Source organism: Hymenobacter saemangeumensis (assembly GCF_039541835.1).
Lineage (GTDB): Bacteria > Bacteroidota > Bacteroidia > Cytophagales > Hymenobacteraceae > Hymenobacter > Hymenobacter saemangeumensis.
In genome coordinates, this window is sequence record NZ_BAABGZ010000017.1 from 112,166 (window position 1) to 123,709 (window position 11,544).

The 11,544-nt window shown below is 62.3% G+C and carries 12 protein-coding genes; 10 read left to right on the forward strand and 2 right to left on the reverse strand.

Annotated elements, in window-relative coordinates; translation table 11 throughout:
• The first annotated feature begins 80 nt into the window (after window positions 1-80).
• From egtD to ABD919_RS08990, 3 genes are all read left to right on the forward strand, one after another.
• On the forward strand, window positions 81-1,028 hold the full coding sequence (egtD, locus tag ABD919_RS08980; RefSeq protein ID WP_345235658.1) for an L-histidine N(alpha)-methyltransferase: 948 nt from the start codon (window positions 81-83) through the stop codon (window positions 1,026-1,028).
• 186 nt (window positions 1,029-1,214) lie between these two features.
• The gene (locus ABD919_RS08985) at window positions 1,215-2,600 is read left to right on the forward strand and encodes an MATE family efflux transporter (RefSeq protein WP_345235659.1); all 1,386 of its coding nucleotides are present in this window, start codon (window positions 1,215-1,217) and stop codon (window positions 2,598-2,600) included.
• Window positions 2,601-2,775: 175 nt separating this feature from the next.
• Window positions 2,776-3,372, forward strand: coding sequence for a DUF922 domain-containing protein (locus ABD919_RS08990; RefSeq protein WP_345235660.1), 597 nt, complete (start codon window positions 2,776-2,778; stop codon window positions 3,370-3,372).
• Between the two features lie 96 nt (window positions 3,373-3,468).
• On the opposite strand, the gene ABD919_RS08995 is transcribed toward ABD919_RS08990, so the two are convergent.
• Both ABD919_RS08995 and ABD919_RS09000 read right to left on the reverse strand, forming a co-directional pair.
• Window positions 3,469-3,813, reverse strand: a complete 345-nt coding sequence (locus tag ABD919_RS08995; RefSeq protein WP_345235661.1) for a tRNA-binding protein — start codon at window positions 3,811-3,813, stop codon at window positions 3,469-3,471.
• A 6-nt stretch (window positions 3,814-3,819) separates the two neighbouring features.
• The gene (locus ABD919_RS09000; protein ID WP_345235662.1) at window positions 3,820-4,206 is read right to left on the reverse strand and encodes a DUF4296 domain-containing protein; all 387 of its coding nucleotides are present in this window, start codon (window positions 4,204-4,206) and stop codon (window positions 3,820-3,822) included.
• Window positions 4,207-4,243: 37 nt separating this feature from the next.
• On the opposite strand from ABD919_RS09000, the gene ABD919_RS09005 reads away from it, so the two are divergent.
• The 7 genes from ABD919_RS09005 (at window position 4,244) to ABD919_RS09035 (ending at window position 11,202) form a co-directional block, all read left to right on the forward strand.
• The gene (locus ABD919_RS09005) at window positions 4,244-5,146 is read left to right on the forward strand and encodes a DUF58 domain-containing protein (RefSeq protein WP_345235663.1); all 903 of its coding nucleotides are present in this window, start codon (window positions 4,244-4,246) and stop codon (window positions 5,144-5,146) included.
• Window positions 5,100-6,122: a hypothetical protein gene (locus tag ABD919_RS09010; RefSeq protein WP_345235664.1), complete on the forward strand. Its 1,023-nt coding sequence runs from the start codon at window positions 5,100-5,102 to the stop codon at window positions 6,120-6,122. The genes ABD919_RS09005 and ABD919_RS09010 overlap by 47 nt, the downstream gene beginning before the upstream one ends.
• 100 nt (window positions 6,123-6,222) lie before the next feature.
• A complete protein-coding gene (locus tag ABD919_RS09015; protein WP_345235665.1) occupies window positions 6,223-7,245 on the forward strand; it encodes a VWA domain-containing protein in 1,023 nt (340 codons plus the stop codon).
• Between the two features lie 102 nt (window positions 7,246-7,347).
• Window positions 7,348-8,016: a YggS family pyridoxal phosphate-dependent enzyme gene (locus ABD919_RS09020; protein WP_345235666.1), complete on the forward strand. Its 669-nt coding sequence runs from the start codon at window positions 7,348-7,350 to the stop codon at window positions 8,014-8,016.
• A gap of 81 nt (window positions 8,017-8,097) precedes the next feature.
• Window positions 8,098-9,252, forward strand: coding sequence for a lysophospholipid acyltransferase family protein (locus ABD919_RS09025; RefSeq protein ID WP_345235667.1), 1,155 nt, complete (start codon window positions 8,098-8,100; stop codon window positions 9,250-9,252).
• Between the two features lie 258 nt (window positions 9,253-9,510).
• Window positions 9,511-10,491, forward strand: a complete 981-nt coding sequence (locus tag ABD919_RS09030) for an alpha/beta hydrolase (protein WP_345235668.1) — start codon at window positions 9,511-9,513, stop codon at window positions 10,489-10,491.
• 243 nt (window positions 10,492-10,734) lie between these two features.
• Complete coding sequence (locus tag ABD919_RS09035) at window positions 10,735-11,202, forward strand: phasin family protein (RefSeq protein ID WP_345235669.1); 468 nt, start codon at window positions 10,735-10,737, stop codon at window positions 11,200-11,202.
• The last annotated feature ends 342 nt before the right edge of the window (window positions 11,203-11,544 follow it).

Here is an 11,544-nt window from a genome sequence, read left to right on the forward strand (position 1 = left end):
AACAATCGTCCTTTTTCACCTCTGCAGCTCCAGGCCGGTTACGCCCGGTGCTGTCTACTACGAACTAAACGAACCCCTCCATGCTGAATGATTTAGCCCGGCACGTTGCTGATGGCCTGCGCAAACCCATCAAGGCACTGTCGTCTATGTATTTCTACGACGATGCCGGTAGCCGCCTGTTTCAGCAGATTATGGGCCTGCCCGAGTATTACCCCACGCGGGCCGAGTTTGCCATTCTGGAGCGGCAGGGGGCGGCTATTGCTGCCGAGATGCGCCCGGCCGCGGGCCCGTTTACGCTGCTGGAGCTAGGCGCCGGAGACGGCCTTAAAACCAAGCTGCTACTACGGGCGCTGCTGCAGGGCAGTGCCGACTTCGCCTACGCGCCCGTCGACATCTCCGCCAGTGCCATGACGGGGCTGGTGGCTGCCCTGAGCCGGGAGCTGCCGGCCCTGCGCGTGGAGCCCGTGGTGGCCGACTACGCCACGGCCCTGCGTGCGCTCAAAGACCGGCCCGGCAGCAAGGCGGTGCTGTTTCTGGGCTCCAACATCGGCAACTTCGACCCGGCGGCGCGGCTTGACTTTCTGCGGCAGCTGGCGGCCCCGCTCAGCGCCGCCGACCGCCTGCTCATTGGCTTCGACCTGCAGAAGGACCCGCGCCGCATCCGGGCGGCCTACGACGATGCCCAGGGCGTGACGGCCGCCTTCAACCTCAACCTGCTCACGCGGCTCAACCGCGAGCTGGGCGCCAACTTCGACCTGGCCCACTGGCAGCACTACACCGACTACGAGCCCCTGACCGGCGCCGTGCGCTCCTTTCTGGTGAGTGCCCGCGCCCAGCAGGTACACATCGGCGCGCTCAACCAGACCTTCGACTTTGCCGCCTGGGAAGTCATTCACACCGAGAATTCCTTTAAGTTCACCCTGGCCCAGATAAGCGAGCTGGCCGCGCAGGCCGGCCTGCGCGTGGTGCGCGTGTTTCAGGACGAAGCCGGGGACTTTGCCGACGTGGTGCTGGCCTGCCGCGACTAGCAGCGCCGACCACGCCGGCCCTGGGCTCACCCGGCAGCCGTACCTTTGCGGGCAGGCCTTGCGGCGTTTAGCGGTGGCCGCTGTGTAGTTATTTAATAGCAAATGAGTTGCTGCTGTAGCTTGTTCGATATCGTGTCAGAAAAACGAACGGACAACTAGCAACGGACAACTGAATTATTGATTCAAGTGAAAGACCTCCGTCCGCACCTGCGGCCTACGGTGCTGCTGGCCTTTCCGGTGGTGATGTCGCAGCTGGGCCACGTGCTGGTCAACCTTACCGATTCGCTGCTGGTGGGCAAGCTGGGTAAGATTCCGCTGGCTGCCGTTGGGGTAGGGGTGAGCAGCACCACGGTTCTGCTGATTCTGGGTATTGGCCTGAGCATGGGCAGCGTGCCGCTGGTGGCCGCCGCCGAAGGGCGGCGCGACCGGCCGGAGCTGGCCCGGCTGCTGGTGTCGTCGGTATGGCTCAACACCCTGATGGGTATTGTACTGGCTGGCCTGGGCCAGCTGGTGCCCCTGGTGCTGCCGCTGCTGGGGCAGGCGCCGGAGGTGGTGGCCCTGGCCACGCCCTGGGTGCGGGTGATGAGCTTGTCGCTGCTGCCGCTGATGGTGTTTCAGGGCTTCCGCGAGTTTGCCGAAGGGCTGGGCCTGACGCGGCAGGCCATGTGGCTGTCGATACTGGCCAACGTGGTAAACGTGGCCCTTTGCTATGCCTTCATCTTTGGCAACTGGGGCATGCCGCAGCTGGGCATGCTGGGCTCGGCCTGGGCCAGCCTGCTGGCGCGGGTGCTGATGGCCGTGCTCATGGCGGGCTACGTGCTGCGGGCTGCCCGCCTGCGCCCGTACCGGGAAGCCGTCACGAGCTGGTGGGTGGTCGACCTGCCCATTTTAAACCGCCTCTTTCACGTGGGAGCACCCATTGGGGTGCAAATGGCCTTCGAGGTTGGCGCCTTCAGCTTTTCGCAGCTCATGATGGGCTGGCTGGGGGTAACGGCCCAGGCCGCCCACCAGGTAGCCATTACGGTGGCCAGCGTGACCTATATGGCGGCCAGCGGCATTTCGGCGGCCGCTACTATCCGTGTAGGCCAGTTCCGGGGGGCGGGCCAGCTGCGCCGCGCCCGCGGAGCCGGCGTGACGGCCTATTGGCTAACCCTGCTGTTTATGGGCACCATGGGGCTGCTGCTCATCCTCACCCGGCACTGGCTGCCGTACCTGTTCATCCGCGACCCGCAGGTGGTGGCCCAGGCGGCCACGCTGCTCTTCATTGCGGCCCTGTTTCAGGTGTCGGATGGCTTGCAGGTAGTGGGGCTGGGTGCCCTGCGCGGCCTGGAGGATGTGAAAGTGCCCTCCGTGGTGGCGCTGCTGGCATACTGGGCCGTGGCGCTGCCCCTGGGCTACGTGCTGGGCTTTGTGCTGCACTGGGGCGCGCCGGGCATCTGGACCGGCTTGCTGCTGGGCCTGAGCATTGTGGCCGTGGTGTTGCTGCTGCGCTTCCGCCGCGAAACGGCACCGGGCTACCCGGCAGTGGCCACGCCCGGGGAAACCGGGGACTTCATTAAGAAACCAGAATAAGGAGGGACAGGCCAGGCATGGCAGAAGGGCTACTGGCGCCGCAGCCCCTGAAGGATTGAACTTTGCACCCGGGCGGCCGAGTTAGCAGGCCACTGGGACTTCGTGTTTCTTTGTCTTTGCTTTCCTGACTGACTTATTCTGAGTGGCTCGCTGAAGCGGCCCTTTTGCCCTGCTTATGCTGTCGTTTTCCCTGCTGCTGCCCCTGCTGGCGGCCGTTTTTGCTTACCAAGGCCCGGCCAAAGCGCCGGCGGCTACGGCTTCAATTGCCCCGGCCCCGGCCGCTGCCCCCAAAGCTGCGCCCATTCCATGGTCGGCCACGCGCCGCCTTACCTTGGCCGACTTCCAGGGGCAGCCCACCCCCAAAGACAAGCTGGCGGCCCTTACCGCAGCCGACATCAAAGCCGGCGCGGCGTGCAGGGACTACGTCTTCTCGGGCACCGTTGAAGCTACCTTCGACCCCAATCTTTCCTGGTTTCGCGACCCCAAAAACTCTACCGAAGCCCTGCTGCGCCACGAGCAGCTGCATTTTGATATCACCGAGGTGTACGCCCGCAAGCTGCGCCAGAAGCTCACAGTGTTCAAGGTGAAGGCCGACTGCAACAAGCTGCAGCCGGCCTTCGACAACCTTACCCGCGCCGTGTATTCCGAGTGGGAGCGCGAAGAAAGCCGCTACGACCAGGAAACCAACCACGGCCTGAACACCGCCAAGCAAGGCTACTGGGAGCGCCAGGTTCAGATAAAGCTCGACCAGCTCAAAGCCTATGCCCTTTGAATGGAATTATAAATTATAAATTTTGAATTATAAATGAAAAGCCGCCAGCTTCTTATGGGGTTTTATATTTATAATTCAAAATTTATAGTTAATTTATTATATCATCCGGCTGCCATTGGGTACGGGGCCGGCTACGGTGGCCAGTACAATGTGGCCTTCGGCATCGGCAAAGCCGGTTACCAGCACTTCCGACATGAATTTGCCAATCTGCTTGGGCGGAAAGTTGACCACGGCCAGCACCTGCCGGCCGAGCAGGGTTTCGGGCGTGTAGTGCCGGGTAATCTGGGCGCTGGACTTCTTCTGGCCCAGCTCGGGGCCAAAATCGATGAGCAGCTGGTAGGCCGGCTTGCGGGCACCTTCCAGGGGGCGGGCTTCCAGGATGGTGCCCACCCGCAGGTCGACTTGCTCAAACTCGGCCCAGGTAAGGCTAGGAGAGGACATCGTTGGTTATCGGTAGGGTGGGCGAGCGGTGACCGGGCCAAAGCGCCGCTCCCGGCGTTCCAGCGTATCAATCACGGCTCCGTAAATCTCATCCAGGTCTTTGCCGTGAATGGCGTAGTAGCGGTAGCTGCGCTGAAAAGCGGAGTCGCTGACTTCGGCACGCCAGAGCAGGTCTTTGTGCTGGGCCAGGTACAGGGCCCGGGCTGAGTCGGGCGTAAGGCGGGAGTTTTCGACCTGGGCTTCGAGCAGGTGTATGTCGGTGAGCAGGCGCACCATTTTCTCCCTGGGTAGCAAGTCGGCAGGCGGGGCAGGCTCCTCGGGGCGCTGGCAGGCGGGCAAGGCCAGTGCCAGGGTGGCCAGGCATACCAAAAAAGGACGAAAGAGGCGTTTCACAACCGTAAAGTTAGCTTGAAGCCGTAGCTTCGCTGTAATGAACCCACCCGTGCCCCCGGCCCTCACTGCGCTGGTGCGCCGCCTGCGCCACCTCGAAATCCGCATTCGCAAAGCGGTGGAGGCTCAGCTGCAGGGTGATTTTCACTCCGTATTCAAAGGCACCGGCCTGGAATTCGACGACGTGCGCCTCTACCAGTACGGCGACGAGGTGCGGGCCATCGACTGGAACGTGTCGAGCAAAGGCCACGGCACCTTCGTCAAAACCTATAAGGAAGAAAAAGAGCAGCAGGTGCTGGTGCTGCTCGACGTAAGCGCTTCCCAGCAGGTGGGCGACGGCCAGCGCCGCAAGCTCGACGTGGGCCGCGACATTGCCGGCCTGCTGGCCTTGTCGGCGGCCCGGCAGGGCTCGCCCCTGGGCCTGCTCGCTTTCTCCGACCAGAAGGAGCTCTACCTGCCGCCCGGCAAAGGTCCGCGGGCCGCCTATGTACTTATTCAGCGGCTGTTTGCCCTCCAGCCGGCTTCGCGCCGCACGGCCGTGGGGGCCGGCATACGGCAGGCGCTGAGCCTGCTCAAGCGCCGCAGCCTGGTGCTGCTCATCTCCGACTTTATCGACCTCAACTACGAGCGGGAGCTGACCATGCTGGCCCAGCGCCACGACCTGATTGTGGTGCAGCTGCTGGCCCCGCACGAGCGGCAGTTTCCGGCGCTGGGCATTGTGCCCCTGCACGATGCCGAAACCGGGCAGGTGCGCTGGGTCAATACCTCCTCGGCCAGCTTCCGGGCCCGCTACGAGGCCACGGCCCGGCAGCATGAGGCCCAGATTGCCAACATCTGCCGCCGCCACCGCACCGGCTTCCTGGCCCTGAGCACCGAGGGCGACTTTGTGCCCCAGCTTGTGGGCCTCTTCCGTCATCGTAATCAGCAAGGCAGCCGTGGATAAAGGGAGAGGAGGGATGCTGCGCTGCCGCCTGGCAGCATCACGCGATGCGAAGCAAAGCTTCGCCGCCCTCGGCATAACGTGCTTTTTGCTTGCGGTGCTTGGTGCCGCACCGGCTGGCCTGCAGGCACAAGCCCCGGTCGCCGACCGCCTGCAGGGCCGCTTTCTGAAGCAGCGCGTGCGGGTGGGCGAGCCCCTGGACTACGAGCTGCGCTTTGAGCACGCCCCCGAGCTGGAGGTGATTTTTCCGGACTCGCTGGCGCCCTTCGCCCCGTTCGAGTACGCGGGCAAGACGTTTTTTCCTACCCAAACGCGTAATGGCCGGAGCCTGGACCGGGCCATTTACCACCTGCGCACGTTCCGCCTCGACTCGGTGCAGCGCCTGGCCCTGCCCGTAACCGTGCTGCAGGGTTTCGATACGCTCAGGCTCGCGCCCGCCGCCGTCGCCGTGCGCCTGCGGCGCACCACCCCCCCGGTACCATTCGGGGCCACGGCTCCCCCGGCGCTGCGCCAGAACCTGGCCCTGCGGCCGGTAGAGCCACTATTCAACTACCCGTACTGGCTTGCCGGCACCACGTTGCTGATTACGCTGCTGGCGGGCAGTGCCACCCTGTTCCGGAAGCGCCTGCGCCGGCGCTATCAGACCTATAAGCTGCGCAAAAACCATGTGTACTTCCTGGCCCAGTTTGCCCGCCACGCCGAGCGATTTGAGCTGTCGCGCTCGGCGGCCAACGTGGAGCGGGCCGTGGCGCTGTGGAAAAACTACCTCGCCGGCCTCGAAAACAGCGCCCTCAACTCCTACACCACCAGCGAGATTGTGGCCTACTTTGAAAATGACAGCGACGTGCGCCGCGCCCTGCGCACCACCGACAAGGTGATTTACGGCAACCTGCTCTCGGAAGAAGCCACCGAGGTAGACCGGGCCTTTCAGCGCCTGCGCGGCTTTGCCGAGCGTCGCTACATTGCCGTGCGGGAGTAAAGGACAGTTAAAAGTTGAGAGTTAAAAGTTAAAAGTTAAAACCCGAACGACTGTCAACTCTCTGCTTATAACTCTCAGCTGTTAACTTTTAACTTTCCCCTTGACCGACCTTTTCAACCTTTTGCGCTACTCCACCCTGGCCGGCTACCAGTGGCAGCAGCCGCGCCTGCTGCTGCTGCTGCTGGCCGTGCCGCTGCTGTTCGCATTGCGCCGGCTGCTGGCCCGGCGGCGGCCGCGGGTGGTGGTGGCGTTTGGGCCGGGCACTTCGCGGCGCGACTGGCTGGCCTGGCTGCGCTTCCTGCCCGACCTGGTGCTGGGGCTGAGCCTGTGCTTCGGCATCGTGGCCCTGGCCCGCCCCCAGCGCACCGACGAGCGGATTGAGCAAAGCGGGCAGGGCATCGACATTGTGCTGGCCGTGGACGTGTCGGGCTCCATGGAAATCCAGGACCTCAAGCCCAACCGGCTGGAAGCCGCCAAGCGGGTGGCAGCCGAGTTCCTGGCCAACCGCAGCGGCGACCGCCTGGGGCTGGTGGCCTTTGCCGGTGATGCCTACTCCCTGGCGCCCCTCACCACCGACTACGAGCTGCTGCGCGAAAACATTGCCGGCCTGCGCCTGGGCATGATTGCCAACGACGGCACGGCCATCGGCATGGCTTTGGGCGTGGCTACCAACCGCCTGCGCGAGTCCACGGCCCGCTCCCGGGTCTGCATCCTGCTCTCCGATGGCGAAAACACCGCCGGCAGCCTCGCCCCGCTGCTGGCCGCCCAGCTGGCCCATGCCTTTGGCATTCGCCTCTACACCATTGGCCTGGGGCAGGACGGCTTTGTGCCCTACGACCAGGACGCGCAGGGCCGCACCCGCTACGTGCAGACCCGACTCGACGAAAGCACCATGCGCCAGCTGGCCGCCGCGGCCGGAGGGCAGTTTTTCCGGGCCACCGACAATGGTGCGCTGCAGGAAGTCTTTAAGCAAATCAACCGCCTCGAAAAGTCGGAAATCAAGCAGCTGCGCTACCGCAATACCAAGGATTTTTACCGCCCCTACCTCTGGATTAGCGTGGCCCTGTGGCTTTTATGGCTGGGCTTAAAAAGCACGTTCCTGAGCAACCCCCTGGAAGACTGATTTTCAATGAACAGTTAGCAATGAGCAATGAACAATGTTGTTCTGCTGTGAATTCGCTCATTGTTTACTGCTCATTGTTCACTACTCATTGTTCACTGTTGAATGATAATTGAAAACAACATACGGCGCTTCGAAGCGGAGCTGGCCGGCACCGGCGCCCGGCTGGTGGTAGTTACCAAAACCCACCCCGTGGAAAAGCTGCGGGAGGCCTATGAGGCCGGCGCCCGCATCTTCGGCGAAAACCGGCCCCAGGAGATGGCCGCCAAGCAGCCCGAGCTGCCCGCCGACGTGGAGTGGCACCTCATCGGCCACCTGCAAACCAACAAGGTGAAGCTGCTGGCGCCCTTCGTGCACACGGTGCAGAGCATCGACAGCCTGCGCCTGCTGCAGGAGCTCGACAAGCACGCCGCCCGGCACAACCGCGTTATCAACGGCCTGCTGCAGTTTTACATCGCCCGGGAAGAAGCCAAAAGCGGCCTGAGCTGGGAAGAGGCCGAGGAGCTGCTGAGCTCGGAGGCCTACCGGCAGCTGAAAAATGTTCGGCTCACCGGCGTGATGGGCGTGGCCACCTTTACCGAGGATGAAAACCAGCTGCGGGCCGAGTTTGGGCAATTGCGTGGCTACTTCCAGGAGCTCAAGTCCCGGTATTTTGCCCAGGAGCCGCACTTTTCCGAGGTTTCCATGGGCATGAGCGGCGACTACCGCCTGGCCCTGGCCGAGGGCAGCACCCTGATTCGGGTCGGCAGCGCTATTTTCGGCAGCCGCGGGTAGGAGGGGAAGGCCGGCTATTGCCTGAACCGTAGAAATGTGCCTACCTTCCCGCTTCGGCTGTACACCTCTGTCTCCCTGCCCATGGCCACCAGCACGTTGAACTCCACCCCGCCGCCGGCTATTCAGGCCAATCAGCACATCTACGACGACTACTTCGAGGAAGAGTTCACGCGCACCGTGGACGAAAACCTGCTGCAGCTGCTCGACCGCGTCTGGTTTCGCTCCGAGCTGGTGGGCTTCGACGACTACCCCCAGCGCAACAACCCCGAGCGGCCGCTGATTTTTGCGTCCAACCACTCGGGCATGGCCTTTCCCTGGGATGCCATGGTGGCCCTGGCCCACCTGTTCCGCCACCTGCCCGAGCAGCGCGACCTGCCCCGCCCGCTCTCGGCCCCGCTGCTGTCGAAGACGGCGCTGATGAACCCCTTTCTGGTCAAGAACTTCTGGAAGAAGTGTGGCTGCGTGGATGCAACCACGCTCAACTTCGAAACCATGATGTACTACAACGACCACAACCTGATGCTCTACCCCGAAGGGGTGCCCGGCATCGGCAAGGGGTTCAACCGCAAGTACGAGCTGCAGCGCCTGGCCACCAGCATGCTGCGCCTCAGCCTGCAGCACGGCACCGACATCGTGCCATTTTACACCATCAACGCCGAATACCTCAACCCCTACGCCTACAGCTGGGACCTGGTAAATAACTTCACCAAGAAAATCGGCATCCCTTTCCTGCCGCTCACCCTGCTGCTCATTCTGGTGATTCTGCAGCCCTGGGCCTTCTACCTGGCGTTGCCGGCCAAGCTAATCTTCGTGATGGGCACCCGCATCCGCCCCTCGGAGCTGACCGATAAAAAGCACGACGAGCTAACCCGCGACGAGTACCTGGCCTTGTCGGACCAGGTGCGGCACAAGATGCAGATGGAGCTCGACGCCGCCGTGCTCGCCCATGGCCAAAAGCCTTACCGCTGGGGCGAGCTGTGGCAGCGCATCAAGGAAAACCGCCGCTTCTTTCCCTTCTTCCTGCCCTTCGCCTGGCCGGCCATGTTCACCGAGTTCGAGCGCCTCTACGTGAAGGAGGGCCGCCGCAACTTCCGCATGAAGCTCGATGCGCCCGGCTCTTTCTTCCGCATGCTGTGGCGCAACCCCATTACTATTGCCTACTTCATCCCCGTACTGGGCTGGATTCCGCTGGCAATTAAAGGCTACCGCGGGAACAAGCTGGGGCAGAAGTCGTAAAGAGTTGTTAGTTGTTAGTTGTTAGTTGTTAGTTGTTAGTTGTTAGGGCGCGCCTGGTCTTTGTCATTGCGGGCGCAGCGAAGCACTCCGTCCTCTCTCAGCGCAAAGCCTTATATCGTGAAAAGGCTTTGATTACTGCCTGCCACGTGTCACAGGTCATTAGCTTCTGACAGCTAGAGGACGGATTGGCTACGCCGAACTTCGTTTGCTTCGCTGCGCTCGCAATGACACTTTTCTCTTTCGCATTTATCCCACCCGATGCCTTCGTTTCAGCACTTGCTGCTTAAGCAGTTCATGACTTCGGCCGCGGCGCCCCTGGCGCGGCGCAAGCCCAGCGTGGGCGCCATGCGCCTGGCCATGGAGGCCGGCGCCCTGTTTCAGTTTGTGCCCTGGCGGGTGCACCTGGAAAGCCTGCAGCTCGACAACCGCCTGGACGCCGAGTGGCTGCGGCCGCGCAATGCGCCGGCTAGCCGCGTGATGCTTTACCTGCACGGCGGCGGCTACGTGCTGGGCTCGCTCAACACCCACCGCAGCCTGGTGGGCAGCCTGGCCCAGCGCTGCGGCCTGAACATCCTGACCATCAATTACCGCAAGGCGCCGGACCATCCCTTCCCGGCGGCGCTCGACGATGCCCGCCGGGCCTACCGCTGGCTGCTGCGCCAGGGCTACCAGCCCCACAACATCGTGCTGGCCGGCGACTCGGCCGGGGGCGGCCTGGCCCTGGCCCTGCTGCTGGCCCTGCGCGATGCCGGAGATGCCATGCCGGCCGCAGCCGTGGGCCTCTCGCCCTGGACCGACCTGCTGCTGCCGCTTACGGTGCTGCGCCGCGTGGCCCGCGAAGAAGTGCTGCTGCTCGAAGCCCTGCAGATGCGCACCTGGGGGCCGCTCTACGCCCACAAGACGCCGCTGGCCCACCCGCTGCTCTCACCCGCCCAGGCCGACCTGCACGGCCTGCCGCCGCTGCTGATTCAGGTGTCGACGGCAGAGGTGCTGTTCGACGACGTGCTGCGCTTCGTGGACAAAGCCCGGGCCGCCGGCGTGCCTGTCACGCTGCAGCCCTTCGACGGGCTGGTGCACTGGTGGCACCTGTTCTGGCGCCTGGTGCCGGAAGCCCGGCAGGCCCTGGACCAGGTGGCTGGCTTTGTGCACAAGCTGTGGCTGCTGCCGAAGACGGAAATGGAACGCCCGGAGGACGCCGCCGATAAAGCGCCACGGGTAGCACGGCGCCGCGTGGCCTAAAAAACCAGGTGCTTAGCAGTTGCTGCTCAGAAGGAAGCAGGCCGTGTTGTTTGAAAAAAAAATACTGCATTTCCGTACGTTAAAAGGCCTTTTTTGGAAAAAAGGCGTACACGATTCGACTATATTCGCTTCGATTCGTAGGTTTGCAGCGAAAATACTCGGCTTGCATACTACTTTTGTAGTGCAAAGTGTTTTCAAACAGCTACTTCAGCCAGCTTCACTTCACAAAAACCTTTTTTACTCATGGAAGACCTGTTCAAAAAATTCGTCAACGCCGGTGTGGGCTACATCGCTCAGGGCAACAAGAAAGTACAAAGCACCATCGATAAGCTGGTGAAAGACAGCAAAATCACGGAGCAGGAGGGCAAGAAAATTGTGGATGAGTTCCTAAAAAGCAGCGAAACCAAGCGTACCGAGCTGGAAAAGCAGTTTGAAGGCCTCACCGAGCGCATCAAAGGCACCGTGGGCCTGAGCAGCAAAGCCAAGAAGGCCCCGGCTAAGTCGGGCAGCAAATCGGCCAGCAGCGCTACCAGCAAGCAAAGCTCGGCGACAGCCAAAGCTGCCGGCGCCACCAAGAAGGCTGCCGACAAAGTGAGCAGCGCCGCTGGCACGGCTCAGAAATCGGCCGCCGCCAAAGCCGGTGCCGCCAAGAAGCCTGCCGCTAAGAAGCCCGCCGCCGCTGCTCCCGCCAGCAGCGAGAACAACGGCTAAGCTTCGCTTTAATAGCTTAAAAACCCCGTTTGCAGCTTGCAGGCGGGGTTTTTTGTTGTCGGTTTTTAGTTGTCAGTTGTTAGTTGTCAGTTGTCAGCTTGTTCTGGAGTCTACATTCTTACGGGGGCGCTTTAACGTTCGGCTTTTTACAATGGTATTATCACAATGTAAGAGTGGTAATACTGTAGCCAGACCCCTGCAAGCACTTACTGCCTGTTAGCTGTGAGTTATGGCTTCTTCTAAGTAATCCTGACAACTGACAACTGACAACTGACAACTGACAACTGACAACTGACAACTGACAACTGACAACTGACAACTGACAACTGACAACTGACAACT